Annotated in this window: 14 protein-coding genes and 1 pseudogene; 5 read left to right on the forward strand and 10 right to left on the reverse strand. The window is 61.1% G+C overall.

The window, feature by feature from the left end; genetic code table 11:
- Positions 1-167 precede the first annotated feature (167 nt).
- The 3 genes from VJ698_RS03120 to VJ698_RS03130 all read left to right on the forward strand — a co-directional run bounded on the left by VJ698_RS03120 (position 168) and on the right by VJ698_RS03130 (position 2,713).
- Positions 168-386, forward strand: coding sequence for a hypothetical protein (locus VJ698_RS03120; RefSeq protein WP_324101212.1), 219 nt, complete (start codon positions 168-170; stop codon positions 384-386).
- 121 nt (positions 387-507) lie between these two features.
- A complete protein-coding gene (gene chrA, locus VJ698_RS03125; RefSeq protein ID WP_324101213.1) occupies positions 508-1,722 on the forward strand; it encodes a chromate efflux transporter in 1,215 nt (404 codons plus the stop codon).
- A 643-nt stretch (positions 1,723-2,365) separates the two neighbouring features.
- Positions 2,366-2,713 (forward strand): CzcE family metal-binding protein, encoded by a 348-nt coding sequence (locus VJ698_RS03130; RefSeq protein WP_324101214.1) that lies wholly within the window; start codon positions 2,366-2,368, stop codon positions 2,711-2,713.
- A 27-nt stretch (positions 2,714-2,740) separates the two neighbouring features.
- On the opposite strand, the gene VJ698_RS03135 is transcribed toward VJ698_RS03130, so the two are convergent.
- Positions 2,741-3,586 carry a universal stress protein gene (locus tag VJ698_RS03135; RefSeq protein WP_324101215.1) on the reverse strand — a complete coding sequence of 282 codons (846 nt, stop codon included), beginning with the start codon at positions 3,584-3,586 and terminating at the stop codon, positions 2,741-2,743.
- 193 nt (positions 3,587-3,779) lie between these two features.
- Here VJ698_RS03135 and VJ698_RS03140 point away from each other — a divergent pair, with 193 nt between their 5' ends.
- Positions 3,780-4,205, forward strand: a complete 426-nt coding sequence (locus VJ698_RS03140) for a cupin domain-containing protein (protein ID WP_324101216.1) — start codon at positions 3,780-3,782, stop codon at positions 4,203-4,205.
- 277 nt (positions 4,206-4,482) lie between these two features.
- Positions 4,483-4,626: a hypothetical protein gene (locus VJ698_RS03145; protein WP_324101217.1), complete on the forward strand. Its 144-nt coding sequence runs from the start codon at positions 4,483-4,485 to the stop codon at positions 4,624-4,626.
- 240 nt (positions 4,627-4,866) lie between these two features.
- Here the strand turns inward: VJ698_RS03145 and VJ698_RS03150 are convergent, their stop codons facing one another.
- The 9 genes and pseudogenes from VJ698_RS03150 to VJ698_RS03190 form a co-directional block, all read right to left on the reverse strand.
- Positions 4,867-5,910, reverse strand: coding sequence for a site-specific integrase (locus VJ698_RS03150; protein ID WP_324101218.1), 1,044 nt, complete (start codon positions 5,908-5,910; stop codon positions 4,867-4,869).
- A gap of 373 nt (positions 5,911-6,283) precedes the next feature.
- A complete protein-coding gene (locus tag VJ698_RS03155) occupies positions 6,284-7,390 on the reverse strand; it encodes an acyltransferase family protein (protein ID WP_324101219.1) in 1,107 nt (368 codons plus the stop codon).
- Between the two features lie 115 nt (positions 7,391-7,505).
- On the reverse strand, positions 7,506-9,518 hold the full coding sequence (gene asnB / locus VJ698_RS03160; RefSeq protein WP_324101221.1) for an asparagine synthase (glutamine-hydrolyzing): 2,013 nt from the start codon (positions 9,516-9,518) through the stop codon (positions 7,506-7,508).
- On the reverse strand, positions 9,506-10,765 hold the full coding sequence (locus tag VJ698_RS03165) for a lipopolysaccharide biosynthesis protein (RefSeq protein ID WP_324101222.1): 1,260 nt from the start codon (positions 10,763-10,765) through the stop codon (positions 9,506-9,508). Before VJ698_RS03165 ends, asnB (VJ698_RS03160) begins: the two co-directional genes overlap by 13 nt.
- A gap of 36 nt (positions 10,766-10,801) precedes the next feature.
- The gene (locus tag VJ698_RS03170) at positions 10,802-11,977 is read right to left on the reverse strand and encodes a glycosyltransferase (protein WP_324101223.1); all 1,176 of its coding nucleotides are present in this window, start codon (positions 11,975-11,977) and stop codon (positions 10,802-10,804) included.
- Positions 11,943-13,844, reverse strand: a complete 1,902-nt coding sequence (asnB, locus tag VJ698_RS03175) for an asparagine synthase (glutamine-hydrolyzing) (protein WP_324101224.1) — start codon at positions 13,842-13,844, stop codon at positions 11,943-11,945. The genes VJ698_RS03170 and asnB (VJ698_RS03175) overlap by 35 nt, the downstream gene beginning before the upstream one ends.
- A 36-nt stretch (positions 13,845-13,880) precedes the next feature.
- Entirely contained in the window at positions 13,881-14,972 is a 1,092-nt protein-coding gene (locus VJ698_RS03180) for a DegT/DnrJ/EryC1/StrS family aminotransferase (RefSeq protein ID WP_324101271.1), read from the reverse strand.
- A gap of 36 nt (positions 14,973-15,008) precedes the next feature.
- A pseudogene (locus VJ698_RS03185) lies at positions 15,009-15,581 on the reverse strand (acyltransferase); the annotation flags it as partial.
- Between the two features lies 1 nt (position 15,582).
- Complete coding sequence (locus VJ698_RS03190) at positions 15,583-16,656, reverse strand: Gfo/Idh/MocA family oxidoreductase (RefSeq protein ID WP_324101225.1); 1,074 nt, start codon at positions 16,654-16,656, stop codon at positions 15,583-15,585.
- Positions 16,657-16,660: the final 4 nt, after the last annotated feature.

A 16,660-nucleotide genomic window follows, 5' to 3' on the forward strand; every position in this document is an offset into this window, starting at 1 on the left:
TGAATGCAGCGATGCTATCGAAAACCGATGACGCGCGTGTGACATTTCGCAACCGGTCGCACTTTGGCCCGCTTTGCCCGCGAAAGTGCCGGGAGAAAGCGCATGCCTGCCGGCGAACCAAGGCAAGTGGATGCGCATCAAAGCGTGATAGTCCGCATGGAGGCCGTATGCGAAATCTTTGCCTTTTCCTGCTGGTTTCACCGCTGTTCGCCGGATGCATGATCAATGCGGAGGGCGCGCGCGTCAGCCCGCCGCCACCGGCCATCCAGGGTTCGAACGACGCGCAGGGAAACCCGCTGTCCGTGCCCGGCGCAGGCATGGGCGTAGGCTCGGGCAATCCCAATCCGGTTGGCCCGGGCGGCATGGGTCCGGTGCCTCCGCGCTGAGTGCCAGCGAAAGGACACGGGCCACCTCCGCGCGCTTCGCTCCGGGGCAACATGCGGTCTGCTCGATGGGGTCCTGCAGTAGTCGATATACTTCGGCTTTTGCGGCAGCTCAGGGGAGCAGATGAATCATTCCAGAAGCGACATAGAATTCAAAGACCGGTCTAGCGTTGTCGACATCTTCCTGATTTTCCTGCGGCTCGGCCTCACCTCGTTTGGCGGGCCGATTGCACACCTGGGCTACTACCGTGAGGAATTCGTCGTACGGCGCAAATGGCTCGACGAGCATGCCTATGCGGACCTCGTTGCACTTTGCCAGTTCCTGCCGGGTCCGGCCAGCAGTCAGGTCGGAATGGCGCTTGGCTTGTCGCGTGGCGGCATCCTCGGTGCGGTCGCCGCCTTTCTGGGATTCACGCTTCCTTCCGCAATTGCGCTGGTACTGTTTGGACTGGGAATATCCCATTTCGGCGGTCAGCTCGACAGCGGCTGGCTGCACGGTCTCAAGGTGGTGGCCGTGGCGGTCGTCGCGCAAGCCTTGTGGGGCATGGGAAAAACATTGGCGCCGGACTCCAGGCGCGCGACGATTGCGGTCGCGGCGGCAATCATCGTTTCCCTGGTGCCTTCCGCATTGGGGCAAGTTGGGGTGATCGTTGCGAGCGGTCTTGTTGGCTGGGCTTTGCTTCGCAGTGATACAGCCTTGCCGCATACCTTGCTGCGAGTTCCCCTTGCGCGGCGCGCCGGCGCCTTGCTCCTGGCCGCTTTCTTCCTGCTCCTGCTTCTCCTGCCTGTCGTTGCGGGAGCAACAAAGAGCCATGGCATGGAATTGTTCGACAGCTTCTATCGCGCTGGTTCACTTGTATTTGGCGGCGGACACGTTGTTCTGCCGTTGCTGCAATCCCAGGTAGTTCCTGCGGGCTGGGTTTCCAACGAAGCTTTTCTCGCGGGGTATGGTGCTGCACAGGCCGTCCCCGGCCCCTTGTTTACCTTCGCGGCTTACCTCGGCGCAGTCTCAAGCCAGTCGCCGTCCGGATGGGCTGGCGCGGCGATCACTCTTGTCGCGATCTTTCTGCCGGGCTTTCTCCTGATTACCGGGACGCTTCCGTTCTGGGAACAACTGCGTCGTTACACAGGCATCAAGCGCGCAATGCTGGGAATTAATGCCGCCGTGGTCGGACTGCTGCTGGCGGCGTTTTACAACCCGGTCTGGACCAGTGCCATCAAGAGCCCCGCAGATTTTTGCCTCGCGGCTACTGCCCTTCTTGCGCTGGTATTCTGGAAGCTGCCGCCATGGCTGGTAGTGCTGCTTGCGGCGATTGCCGCGGGGCTGGGGATCGGATAAGAGCTAAGGGCTAAGGGCTGGGTGCCAACGCGAATGCGCGCGGATCGACATAAAAAAAACCCGCAAGCTTGCGCTTGCGGGCGAGACTTTCATCAGTCGGGAGGGGAACTGATGGACGTACTTTACGCTGGTCCCGAAGGAAATCCATCTGCCTTTACAACCATTTACCGACGACACATTGCGATACACAGGGATACGTTTGAATTACATGACCTGCAGGCAATGCATTGCTGTCTCCCCATATCCTTTCGATGGATCAGCAAAATATCATCGACAGCATGGCAGCATCGTCCACTAGCATCAATGCCACCAGAACACCCCATATCCTGGCGTAGGCGCTGAGTCGGTGAAGGACAAGTTCAAGTTCAAATTGCATTCGGTGAACCTGGATTTTCGCGGGTGGCCGCGCGCCAGGCTGGTTAATCTGTGGTGTCCTGATTATAGAGAAACTGCACCCTGACTGTCTTGCTATGGAACCATACTGTCGCCTGCGTGCTCACTGTGACGGCATGAGCCAGGAGCCTTGCAAAGCAAGCTGCACTGCATGTTTCCCACGTTTCGCCTATTCTTAGGTAACGGCCTTGCGCGTGCCGGGCATTGTCCTTGCGCCGCTGGCAACGCTAACCTTGCGCAGAGACTTGTCATGAAGCGTTTTTTCATTGCAGTGCTGCTTGTGCTGATATCCGGGTGCGCGCAGCGCACTCCCGAACAGATGCTGGCCCTGTTCGGCGACCCGGCTCCGACGGATGCGGCAACCCAGAGCATCGTGATCCCACCCGAGACCCGGTGGGTCAATGTCACGGGCGGCGATACGGTCAAGTTCGTGGTCGGCGAGAAGGCCTTCGCGTGGACATTCAATGTGGCGCGCACAGTCAATTCATTTGACCTGAGTCGCGTGGCGCCGCCCGGCGTACTTGACCACCATGTCGAAGCCTACGTCGCGCCGGATCCGAAGTATATCGGCGCGGACGGTTTCGACGGCGGAAAATAGGCAAACAGCGCGTTACCAGCGTCGAGATCAATGCGCCATCAGAACTGGCAGGTTCATCGTCCGCAGCACGGTTGCAGTAACACCGCCCAGGACGACTTCCCGCAGGCGCGAATGACCATATCCGCCCATTACCAGCAGATCGGTATCGAATCGCGCTGCCTCTGCCAGCAGCACCGTGCCAATGTCCGCGCGGGATGAGCCGGCACTTGTGCAGGTCACTTCCGTCCGGATGTCATGGCGCGCCAGGTAAAGGGCAATGTCCGCACCGGGTTCCTGCCCGTGTGCCCCGCGCCCGATTTCCGGATCGACTACGCAGAGCAGCACGCTGGCTGCGCGCCGGAGTATCGGCAAGGCGCCCGTGATGGCGCGTGATGCCTCCAGGCTGCCGTCCCAAGCGATGACACAGCGCTTCCCGATGCTGGTGGTACGGCTGGCGAGCGGGCAGACCAGTACGGGCCGGCCGGAATTCATAAGAACATATTCCGGCAGGTTGTCGGGAACGTCGAGCGGATCATCGGCGTCAACCTGGCCGACGATTAGCAAATCGCTATAGAGGCCCTGAAGGCAGAACGCCATGCCAGCTTCGTCATCGAGCACGCGCTTCTCGCAGGAACACACGTCAGCGCCCATTGCAATGCGCTCAAACACGTCAAGGTCGGCGTTCACCTTACTGCGCACGCGCCCAAGGTAGTCAGCGAGTAGCGATGTCGCCTCGCTGCCGATCGAGCTCATGTAGGGCGAATCCGGCAGCATGGTCGACGCCATGCCGACCAGATGGGCGCCACATGCGACGGCCAGCTCCGCGGCAAGGCGGACGCGTTCCGGCATGTGACGCGACGAATTGATGTGGACGGCGAACGTCGGGCGGTCCATGGCAATCTCCGCTGAGTGATGGGGATGTTTATTAGCTGCCTACATGCTATGACTCCATGCGGAAATTCCATGTGAGCCAGCTCAAAGCATCGATGATTGGCGTGCCTGGAAGAATGAAATTGGCATGGCGTGGGCGGCGCCGTGTGCTACCTTCTTCAAAGGTACGCTCCGCAGGCCGACAAAAGGAACTGCAATGACTATTTCGGAACGAAAAGTACAGGCAATACGGCCCGAACACGAGGTAATGACGCAGCAACGTCTTCCCTACTTCATCGGAATCTCCGGACAGACAGTCGGTGCACAGGGCCTGTCGATGCATATCGTGGTCATCCCGCCTGGCGCGCGTGCGGCGCCACATCAGCACATTGGCTACGAAACCGGAATTTATGTATTGGCTGGCCGGGTGTGCACACGCTGGGGAGAGAGGCTGGAAAACGAGGTGGTGAGCGAGGCCGGCGACTTCCTGTTTGTGCCGCCCGGTGTGCCGCACGAAGCCATCAATCTGAGCGAGACCGAGTCGGCTCGTGCTGTGGTCGCCCGAAATGACCCGGCAGAGCAGGACAAGGTTGAACCGTATGTCGTCACCGCCGCTGCTGCTCCGGTGGGGCAAGCGCGATAAACCCGCATCATCTCCTTGAGGTTTTCCTGGCCTTCCCGACGGTACCGATTTAGTTGAACCCCGGAGCGATGCCAGAATTTCAATATCGAAGCGCTTCGGAGTCGAGTCGAGCAGGTTCTGCGCGCCGTAGTTTCATGGAAGTTGCAATTGCGGTCTTTGACCGACAGAAAAAGCCTCACCTCCCCCATGAACATGGGAGGCAGACACGACGCCTTTCAGGTTTAATTGCCGCATATCAACAGTGACCCCCGAGATTCAATCAATGGAATACAAGTGGATGGCTTCTATCGGCGTGGTGGTGGCATGCGCCGGATTGGTGGGACTGATCATGAATGCGGTCCTGGCCGGAAGCATCGCGATTGGAGTAGGGCTGATCGCCGCCCTCTCTGCCCTCGTCGGCGCATGGTGGAACGACGAATAGCTTGACAGGGCGGTGAGCATCGCGGTCATTACGGTAATTGCCCGTCGCCGCCTAGCGGGATGGCACAAATCGGCGGCGTTATCGCCTTTATTGGACTGCTCGCACTGATCATGGATTCTCCTCCGGCCGGCGTCCTTTCGACAGGAACGGGTTCCAGGCTCATTGTTGTTGCGGTCATTGGCGTCTGGCTGCACCAGGAATGTGATTGACGACGGCACCGCGCCGTTTCCCCAGGACGCTTCAGACAACATCCACGTGGTGCGGGACTATTCTGCGGTAGCGCGCCATCCCGTTCAGGTCGACCAACCCGAGCCATCTTGCCACATCGCTTTCGGATTGGCCCTTGGCCAGCTGCCGCACTGCGAAGGTATGCCGCAATTTGTACATGCCTCCCGCTTCCTGCCCCATCCCGGCGCCGGCGAGTACAGCTTTGCAGGCATCGTGACAGGCCGTATGCGACCAACCCTTGCCGCTCAAGGTCGCCGGAAAAACAACATCTCCTTCGATGCCGAGATCCACCCGAATCCCAAGCCAGAACGCAAGCTGTCTCCCTGCCCATTCCGCCAAGGGAGTTTCCCGGGCTGGCGAATTCCCATTACCCGGCAACGACAGCTTCCACGGAAGATTCATCTTGCGTCCGCCAGCCGAACAGACGCCGTCCAGCGTGAGGGCGCGCACATCTCCCGGGGTCAGGCCGCCACCCAGCATCGTCGCAACAGCGGTGCGATCGCGCACTTCCTTCCATGACATGGGGCTGTCCGATCCATTCTTGTCACGGACTTGCGTCAGATAGGCAATTAAGCGTTTGGCCTGAGCTTCCCCGTAGTACTCCGGCAGCGGGTCGTGATGCGACGCGTTGGCAAAACGATATTCCGGCCGCTGGAGAAGGTCGTGTGCCGCAGTGTTGGGCACAGTCCCCTCCCGATGCGCGTGAAAGCGACATACCCGATCGATCAATGTGAGCAGTCGCCAGGCATAACGCGGGGATAGATCGGCGGCCTTGGTCGTGATCCGGACCTTCCCCCTTGGATCACCCGCGCCGCGAATGGCGAGAAAGGTTTCGATGTCCTGTGGTTCGAGCCGTGCCAAGTCAAGTTTCCGCTCACTGCAATACGCGGCGAAAGCATGCCACATCTCCTGGTAGACCGTCGCAGATTCCTCGCGCAGCGGGCGTTCGCTCCGCACGCCAGACACCGATTGAGCACGATGCTCAACCCAGGACTTGAACGTCATACGCAGGCGTTCTTCAAGTGTCGTCTCATCATCAAACAGCGGCAGGGTCATGTTAGGAGATGATCGTTTGGATACGGGTATTGTCCCCGGATTTTGGGCGAAGCTCAATCAATCCGAACTAACGGCATTCATCTGGCTTCACACTCTGCCCGCACCGCTCTACGCTTTTCCGGCAAGTGCTGACAAGCAACGGCCGTGCCGTTAGTTCGGATTTGAAATGATGCCAGGACAGGTAAATGCGGACGCCACTGTCGCGGCATGTCGTGACAGTGCTTAATCAACTCAACCGGAGGATACTTTTCCCGATGCTCCGATCGGAGCTCGCCGTGACGATCCGTGAAGAACCAAGCGCCGTTATCGCATCGGCGCGATTGGTGAAGATTGCATGGCCGCCAAGTGGCGCCAGCGTTTGCTCGAAACGGGTTTACTCCCCCGCCTGATTCAATGTCATCCGTTCACCGGCCGCACGTGGCGCCGCGACGGGCCTGACCTGGATTGATGTCCACGCTGGCCGCGCGAAGAGGAAGCGGAGCGGTGTGTTGCGCACCGACCAGTACATCAGCATGGCGCCCGCGACCGAGACGATGGTGACGGCCAACGCGAGGTTACCGATATCGTTGATGACGAGACGTTCGCTGATCAGTCCGCGCATCAATGCGAGAGGAAGGACGAATCCGAGATAGACCACGATGGAATGCTGCCCGAGATATCGCAGCCAGTGCATCCATTGCACCCGCGACAGCAAGGTAGCGAACAACAGCACGGCGAATGCGCCGGAGAAGCCCATCAGCAGCGACACTCCCGGCCGCGCGGCAAAACCCTCTTCGACCAGCGTCCAGTTGCCGGCAAACCATCCGGCGAGAATCAATGCCGTTACTGCAGCATGCGAGCGTGCCCATGCGGCGAAGCCAAGCACATGCCGCGCAAAGATGTGTCCCGAAAAGAAGAAGACGAAGTAGTGGGTGAACTTGTCGAACAGCAGCAGGCCGGTATTGAAATTCGCAATCTGCAGAGCGACTGCACCCGCCAGTATCAGCAGCACGGGAACGCGACGCACGAGCCTGACTGCGATGAAAAAAAGCGACAGGATGTAAATGAACCAAAGCGGCCCGTCCGGCGGTTGTACATACAGGTGGAGGTAACTGGTCAGGACAGCAAATTTGTCCGCGTCGAGCACATGGCGCAGGTCCGTATACGTAAAGCGGAACGTGACCCAGAGGGCATAGAAGTAGACGAAATGCAGGATCTTCGTGTCGATGTAGGCCCGCAACGGACGGTCAACGACGCGCGAGACGAACAGGCCTGAAATCAGGAAGAAGTCGGGCATGCGGAACGGCTGGGCGAAATCGACCACGTGCTGCATCCAGCCTGTGGCGTGCGTCAATTGGTGCACATGATGCGTCGCATAGAGCGTCACCACCAGGATGATACAGACGCCCTTGGCATAATCGACCCATTCAACGCGATTGAAGTCATAGGTGCGCGGACGCTGCGGATCCGGTTTTGCTTCCCTCTGCATGACGGGTGACATGACGCCTCCATGTGCTTGCGTGTGTCGATCCTGCTTCTCAAGCCCTTGCCAGGGCATGCACCGCCGGGAGAAAAGCTAGGCCGGAAAACCTCACGCTTTTCCCGTGGCACTTGCATCATCTTGTTGCAACTGAAAATGTCTCCAGCCATTCGCCGAAATTGATCACCCGCCATGGCATGTGGCTGAAGGGTCTCTTTCCATCGATGATGTCTTCGAGTACGTCGAAACATGCCGGAGAAAACAGTCCATCTGACGCCTCGACGGCATGTTGCATGCGCTGCCTGAAAAGATCCGGAACCCGTTCGCGCAACCAGGTTTCTTCCGGCGTCGCAAACCCGATCTTGTCCACTCGGTCGCGAATCCGCTGCGGCAGTATTCCGCTCATGCCCGCGCGCTGCACGCGCTTGGTCATGCCACCGGACAACTTGAATTCGTCGGGCAGGCCGAGCACGAATTCAACCAGGCGGTAATCCAGGAAGGGAACGCGCGATTCCACCGAGTGCGCCATGGAATCCCGGTCTTCCCAGTGCAGCAGCATCTGCAGGTTGGTGGCCGTGAGCTGCGCGCGCGACATGCTGTTGATGCTGTCCATGTCGATTCCTGACCGCGTCAGGGGATCACTCGGTTGCACATCAAGTGCATCCATATTGAGCCAGGACGGCTTGCTCCAGGCGCGTCCTGCAAGGGCGCGTAGCGGCTGCTTGATGAGGTCCGGCAGCAGCACGTTGGCCATGTACATCATCGCACGCAGTTCGGAATAGCCGTGCGCGCGCTTGGTGAGCTGGATTTCCCGCCAGAGGTGCAGCAAGCGGCCGGCGCGCAATAGTGCGGCAAAGCGCGGGCCGAAATACATGTGGTAGCCGGCCAATTGCTCATCGGCACCCTGCCCGTCCAGCATCACCTTCACGTCATGACTGGCTGCGAGCCGGAATACGTTCCATTGCGCGTAGATGCTGGTCGAGCTGAACGGCTCGTCCTGGTGCCAGGTAATGACTGGCAGTTCATGAAACAGCTTGTCGATTGCGGGGCACACGTAATGTGCCTGCACGCCGGTTGCGCGCACCACTTCGTCTATCCACGCGCTCTCGTCGACACGCTTGTCTTCGGCGCACGCGGAAAAACTCATCTGCATCTGCGTCGCGCCCTGCTCGTGCAGCAAGCGATTCATGACGCAGACGATGGACGACGAATCCAGTCCGCCCGACAGGCAGGATCCGACAGGGACATCGGCACGCAGGTGCAGGCGCACCGCATCCGTAAAGCGTTCCCGGAACATCTGCGCCGCACCGGCGAAGGTGCCGTCAAAGGAAGCGGCCTGCAGCTCGTACCACTGGGTCGAGGCAATCCTGCCCTCGGCGTCCGTGGCGATCCCTGATACGTCGAGATGCATGTAATGCCCGGGCCGGAGTTGATGCACGCGCGAGAACAAGGTTTCATGCGTGTGGTCAATCAGTCCCCATACGAGATAGTCGTAAGCAGCGCGCGGATTCATCGATGCCGACCAGCCGGGAAAGGCAGTGAACTGCTTGATCTCCGAAGCGAAGCAGAAACTGCCGTCCGGCGCGACCCAGTAGTACAAGGGCTTGATACCGAAGCGGTCGCGGGCCAGAAACAGGGCCTGCTTCTTTGCATCATAGAGCGCAAAGGCCCACATGCCGTTGAAACGATGCAGGCACTCCGCGCCCCACGCAGCATAGGCGGCAAGCACCACTTCGGTGTCCGAATGCGACTGAAAGCGGAAGCCGAGCGTTTCCAGTTCCGCGCGCAGTTCAATATGGTTATAGATTTCGCCGTTGTAGACAATCCAGTAGCGGCGATCAGACGAACACATCGGCTGATGGCCTGCGGAGCTGAGGTCGAGAATGGCCAGGCGACGGTGCCCCAGCGCGAGCGTGACGGGCGTTTTCCTGCATTCGTCAGCCGGCCGATCCGGTGACCATGCCAGCGCCGCCGCGTACCCGTCGTGCGGCGTGTCGATCCCACCACAAACGATCGGTGCCGACACCGGCGACGGAAACAAGACAAAACCTTCGTCATCCGGGCCGCGATGCCGGACCAGGTCGTTCATCCGCACCACGAATTCGGCGGGGATGGCATGGGTCGATACAAATCCGCTTATGCCGCACATTGAATCGCTTTCCTTTCACCTCGGCGGACGGCGATATCGGCCATCCACAAATATAGTCCATACAGGGCCAGTTCGTTGAGCAGCACCGCGAGCAGCAGCTCATCCAGCGGGATACGTCCACTGGCGAAGCCCAGCACACTCCATGTCGCGGCTGAGTAAATCATCTGCCATAGCGCGCCAAACCTCACCTGTTCCATGACGAGAAAGATCGAGGTGATCGGCGAGACGCACACGCGGAAGACGGCGGGCAGCAGCACCAGCAGCAGGTAATGCGAATCGGTGCGCCATCCCTTGCCGAGAAACAGCGACAGCACCGGCTCGCCGGCCAGCGCAACCAGTGCAATGATCGCAGCGCCGGCCAGTGCCAAATCGCGTACCGTTCTCCACATCAGCGCGCGCGGCGATTGCCCGGCGCGCGCTGCATCGCCAGCATGTTTGTAAAACACCTGGGAAATGGCGTTGGACAGCAACAGCAGTGGCGCAGCAGCGAGCCGCTGCACCTGCGAGTAGTTTCCACCAGCCGCGTCGCCGTAATGCTGCACAATGAACAGGAGCGGCAGCGACAGGGTCAGGGTGTCGAGCACGGCCATCGGCAGCGATACCACTGGGTATTCCCAGTATTTGCGGGCAACTGCTTTCGCGCGCATGCGTGCCGGTGCAAGCAGTTCGGGCCAGGAAAAGGCGAAGCCGGCCAGGGCGGCAGCGAGCAGGCCGACCATGAACGCTGCGGGCAAGCCCCCGCCCACGTAGAGCAGCGCTGCGGCGACGAAGCAGGCGGGCTGGACCATGCGCTGGAGCGCAAGCTGGAGAAAGGCGCCGCGCCGCACCAGGACTGCGCCGGACACGGCCATCAGCGCTTGCAATCCACCGGCCGCGACACAAAGCGTGGCAAGCGCCATCGGTGCGAGCGGTTGTGGCCAGGGCAGAAGGTGCTGCACGCCAAGCCAGACCGCGAACCCGCCGAGCACAAGGCTCGCCAGGCATGCCAGCAGTCCCAGGCGATACATCGATGGAATTTCGTCATCCTGCGTTGCCGGCAGCGCCTTGTCGAAGCGCAGCGCAGTAGCGGTGGCGATCACGCCGCAGACGGCGACCAGGCTGGCATAGACGCCAAACTCGGCGGGCGTGTACAAGCGCGCGAGTACGGGCGTGGCAAGCAGCACGATCAATTGCCCGGCAGCGATGCCGCCGGCGTTGACCAGCGTATGGTTCAGAAAGGATCTGCGTGAATGGACTTTATCGGACATGCAACAGCCCCGGCAACAAAGCAATGGAGCGGTCCGTCATGCTTCGGACAACCGGTGGTCTTCGGTATCGCGCATAGACCGGCTCCGCTCGCGATCCTCCAGCAGGGCGCGGTACAGCGAAAGCAGTTTTGTTTCCTCCCGGTCCCAGCGATATTTCTCTGCTGTGGCGCGGCGCCCGTTGGCGCCCATGCGGACCACGTCTTCGGGATGCGTGCGCAGGTGCCGGATGGCGTCCGCGATCGCATCCGGCCTGGTGTGGTCGACGCATATGCCGCACTGGTTGCCTTCGATGAAGTCGCGCCACAGCGGAAAATCGGAGGCGATGACCGGCACGCCGGCCGACATGTATTCGAACATCTTGATTGGCTGTGCATTGATGAAATTCGGCACCGGATGAAAGATGACCATGCCAGCAAAGCTTTGCGCCATGATGTCGGCCACGCCCTTGCGATCCACCACGCCGCATTCCCGCACATGCTGCCAGCCGTCATAGCCGGTCACCTCGTCGCGCAGCAGGCCGGGGCGGAAATCGCCCGCAAGCAGCAGTTGCTCACCGCTCATGCCGATCGCTTTCACCATCTCCTGTATGCCGCGATGCTTGTGGATATTGCCGACATAGCAGACGCTCTTGCGCTGGCTGACGTCGACATCCTGTGCCGGAGGCAATTCATGCAGAAGCGGAAAGTTGTTCACCACCACGACCTGTTTTGCGAGATTCTCGAACAGCGAGCCGATGAATGGCGTCGCCGTCACCACCGCAGAGAAGCGGCGTGCGCCAAAATCTTGCACCGCGCCGGCAATGGCCGCAACCGCGTGGCGTGCGCGTACGGGCACCCAGTCCTTGGCATGGATGTCGCCGATGAGGTCTTCATGCGCATCGAAGACTACCTTTTTCCCGCTGCGCGCAAGCATGACGCCGTAAGGAATCAGCTCCGGGTCATGGAAATGGTACAAGTCCGCATTGAGCTCCCGCGCCGCGTGGTAGCAATGCCGTGCATGCGAAACCATGCGCGACAGCCTGCCTCCCTGCGCGTCGGGCGCGACCGGGTGGACCGTCACTCCATGGCTGGCGGCTTCGGCCATGTCGGCGGCGGTAGCATCGATCACGAGGTGCGTGTCGTAGCCGGCATTCGCAAGCGAGATGCACTCCTTGCGGAAAATCCGGATGTCCAGCCCTCTATGGACCGACGAAAAATGACAGATCTTTTTCACGATGCGTTTTCCCAATGTGATCGGCGACGGGTGGCCTCACAGGCCTGGCAAGCCATGCAAGCATCAATGCTTCGCATAGCAGGTTGCTGTCCGCGGCGAGTGATGCATCGGACAGCAGGTGGTCGAGGTCGGCGCCGGGGCGAAGATGGCCGGCGAGTGCGGTGCGCTGATCGAAGATGCGCGCGCGCAGGCCCGCTCCCATGCCCTCGGACAGCCACGATTGCGTCACGTCGAAGCCGCGCTTCAGGCGGTTCAAGCGAATGGAATCCGGCACGACCCGCGCACTTGCTTCGCGCAGCGCCCACTTGCCGAATCCATGGCGCAGCTTCAGGCGCGCAGGCAATGCGAGCGCCAGTTCGACGAGGCGATAGTCCATGAAGGGAAGGCGGCTCTCGACGCCATATCCCATCGAATTGCGATCCTCGTAGCGCAGCAGGGTGGGCAGACTCCATTGCTGCACATCGTCGATCTGGCGCACAGTCAGGCGCGGGCTGCCCAGCAGGTTTTCGCTGGGCGGCTTCCAGTCGAGGAGGCGGAAGGATGCTTCCGCCTTGCCCCAGTAGCGATGCCGGTTTTCCCAGTAGAGACGGGCCTGGCGTCCTTCGTGCAGCAGCATCAGCCCGAAGGAATAGAGCAGGCGCACCGTGCTCGCTGGTTCGCGGGCATGCAGCGCTTCGCGCAGAGCGACGATGAAGAATTTTCGGTAGCCGGCGAATACTTCGTCCGCTCCCTGTCCGCCGAGCAGCACCTTGTAGCCGGCTGTGCGCACCGCGCGGAAAACCTCGTTCTGGGCAATCGGACTCAGGCCGGCAAACGGCGCCTCCTGGAAGGCCAGGGTACGATCGAGGGCGGCGCACAGATCGGCGGGGCTTGATTCCGGCCAGACGTAACTCACGTCGATGTCCAGCGTTCCGGCAAATTCCTGCACCTGCGGCCCTTCCGATGCCGCTGCCGACGGTGAGCCATAGGTGAATCCAGCGAGCTTTTTCACCTTCCGGGCCGCGAGTGCAGCAATGGCTGTTGAATCCAGGCCGCCGCTGAGGGAAACCGCCACCGGAACGTCGCTGCGCAGGCGCAAGCGCACCGCGCTTTCCAGCATGTGCCGGCAGCGCGCGACCAGTTCATCATCTCCGCTGGTCAGGATGGACTGTGCACACGCATCGACGGCACTTTTCAGGTCGTACCACCTTCCCTCCTCGGCCACCATCACGTTATCAGATAGTTGGAACCTGACCCATCCACCCGCCGGGACCGATTTGACGTTCTGGAACGGCGAGCCGGATTGTGCCGTCTCGAAAACCTTGTAGCGCGCGCCGCGCGCGCAATAGTCGAGATCCACCTCTGCGCCCGCCTGGAAGGCGATTCCCGCCACGGAGGAGGAAAACGCAACGGCGCCATCCTGGGTCCTGCCCCAGCACAGCGGCTTCACGCCGAAACGGTCCCGCACCAGCCACACCTGGCCGGAAGGGCAATGCAACGCGGCGAAGGCGAACATGCCGTTAAAGCGCGACAACGCGTCCAGCCCCCATTGCGCCCACGCCTTGAGCAGGACCTCGCTGTCACTGCCCGACCGAAAGCTCCAGCCGAGACGCTGCAAGTCCTCGCGCAGCTCGACGTAGTTGTAGATTTCGCCGTTATACGTAATCCACCAGCCGGAGACGGGATCGTGCATGGGCTGATGGCCGAGCTCGGACAGGTCGATGACGGACAGGCGGGTGTGCGCCAGCCCGATGGTGTGCCCGCGGCAGTCGAATGTTTTGACGCCGTGGGCATCAGGGCCGCGCCGCAGGATGGCTGGCAGGTGTTCGGACAGCATCTCGTCGGCGCGCCCGGCTCCCTTGCGAATCGTTCCTGCAATTCCACACATGAAGAATGACTCCGGTTTGGCCAGGCGTTGTGATATTCAGCGTGCGGCCACGCGCAGCACGGCGGCCGCGACACGCTCCACCGAAGCGTCGTCCAGGTCGGGGCCCATCGGCAGGCTGATGACCCGCCGTGTCATTTCGCCCGCCACGGGAATATGCATGTCGTAACCATACTTCGCATACGCGGCCTGAGCGGGAATCGGAGCCGGATAATGCACCGCCACCGGGATCTTGCGTTCCCTGAGCTCCGCCTGAACGTCGGCACGGTTGGCAACCCGGATGGTGTACTGCGCGAACACACCCTCGCAATCCGGCCGCTGGCGCACGGTATCAATGCGTCCGGCGAACAGATCGTCGTAGCGCGCGGCGATTCGGCGCCGCTGCGCCAGTTCCCAGTCGAAGCGCTCCAGCTTGGCCAGCACGACCGCGCATTGCAGCGTATCCATGCGTCCGCCAACGCCGACACGCGTGTGCACGTAGCGTGCAGATTGCCCGTGAATCCGGATTTCGCGCATCGCCTCAGCCAAATTGCGGTCGCTGGTGAAAATCGCGCCGCCGTCACCGTAGCAACCGAGCGGCTTGCTCGGGAAGAAGCTGGTGCAGCCAATGGCTGACAGATTGCAGCTCTTCCGCCCCTTGTACGTCGCGCCAAAACTTTGCGCGCCGTCCTCGATCACGCTCAGGCCATGCCGCTGCGCGACGGCATTGATCTGGTCCATGTCTGCCGGCTGGCCGTACAGCGACACCGGCATGATCGCGCGCGTGCGTGGCGTGACTTTTTCCTCGATCAGAGTGGCATTGATATTGCACGTATCGGGTTCGATATCGACAAACACCGGCGTCGCCCCCAGCAGGGCGATCACTTCCGCCGTGGCGATGAAAGAGAACGGCGTGGTGATCACTTCATCGCCAGGCTGAATGCCGATGGCCATCAATGCGATCAGCAGCGCTTCCGTTCCCGAGGCGACCGTGATGCAATCGCTTGCTCCCGTGTATGACGCCAGGCGCCCTTCCAGCTCCTGTACTTCCGGCCCCATGATGTAGTTGCCATGGTCAAGCACTGCTTGCATCCGCGTGTGGATTTGCGTGCGCAGCGCCTGGTACTGACTCTTGAGGTCGATAAATTCCATCTTCGTATCGCGCGGTGCCGGCGCAGCGTCCTGCGTCGCTAGCGCGCATACACCGTTCCTCAGCAGATAGCGTTCCCCGGTATGCGGGCAGATCGTTTCTCCATCGCCGTGCAAGGGCAGGTCAAGGCGCTCGCCGAAACGGCTCATCCAGCCGATCTGCCGTGCAGGAACGCCAGCCATGAGAGCAAAATCGGGCACGTCACGATTCACGACGGCGCCCGCCGCAACGAATGCATATTGCCCGACGGTCGTGCCGCAGACGATGGTCGAATTGGCACCGAGCGTGGCACCGCGCCGGACCAGCGTCGGACGGTACTGGTCCTTGCGCGGTATGGTCGAGCGCGGGTTATAGACATTGGTGAAGACCATGCTCGGTCCGCAGAAGGCGTCGTCCTCGATCGTGACGGCGTCATAGACAGAGACGTTGTTCTGGATCCGGACGTTATTGCCGATCACCACCTCGTTGCCGACAAACACGTTCTGCCCGAGGGAACAGCCGTTGCCGATGCGCGCGCCGGCGCAGACGTGCGCGAAATGCCAGACGTGTGTTCCTTCGCCAAGGACTGCGCCCTCGTCCACGATGGCGCTGGGGTGGATGGCCTGCTGCATGTCAGTATTCCATGGGCAAGGCGATGCGCTTGCCGTCGCGTGCGGAAAGGTAGGTGGCGATCAGCACTTCCAGGGTCTTCAGCCCCTCGCGGCCGTCGGTTTCCGGCTCCGCCTCGCCGCGCAGCACCTTGATCACATTGTCGTAGTACCTGGCATGGCCGAATCCGTACACCGAGCCGGTTTCATAACTTGCCGTCTTCACCTTGTCGTCATCTTCGCTGCGGTCGGCAAATTCCCAGTGCTGCACTTCATTGAGCGCAACGCCGCCGATGCGCACCGTGCCGCGCTCGCCGAGCACCGTGATGCTCCCTTCCAGGTTCTTCGGCCAGGTCAGCATGGTGACGTTCACCGAGCCCAGCGCGCCATTGCGCCAGCGCAGGCTCAATACGCCGGTATCCTCCACCTCGATATTGCGTTGCAGGGTCGCGGTGTAGGCATGCAGGCTCTCCACCGGCCCGATCAGCCATTCCACGAGATCGACATAATGGCTGGCCTGGTTCATGAAGGCGCCGCCGTCGTATTCCCAGGTGCCGCGCCATTTCGCGCTGTCGTAATATTCCTGCGGCCGCGTCCAGAAGACGTTGAGGTTGACCATATTGATCTTGCCGAAGCGCTTGTCCTCGATCGCCTTCTTCAGCAATTGCAAGGTCGTGTTGAGCCTGTTCTGCTTGACGACGAACAGGCGCACGCGCGCCTCGTCGCAGGCGGCGACCATGCGCTTGCCGTCCTCCCAGCGCGTGGCCATCGGTTTTTCGGTGACGACATGGCGTCCCGCCTGGGCCACCTGGATCGCCTGCGAGGAATGCAGGCCGGAGGGAGTCGCCAGCACGAAAGCATCGGCCTTGCAGTCGGCCAGCATGGCCTCCAGGCTGCGGTAGGCTTTCGCCCCCGTCGCACCGGCAGCACTTTCCAGTGCGCGCGGGTCCACGTCGCACACGCCAACCAGCTCGCAGCTGTCTTCATGCTGCTGCATCGCGCCGATGTGGTTCTTCGAGATGCGTCCGCAACCGACCAGCCCGAAGCGGATCTTCCGATCCTGGTTCCTGTTGCTGTATGCAGGGGAAAACTGGTTCATCACT

Source organism: Noviherbaspirillum sp. (assembly GCF_035254685.1).
Taxonomy (GTDB): Bacteria; Pseudomonadota; Gammaproteobacteria; order Burkholderiales; family Burkholderiaceae_D; genus Noviherbaspirillum.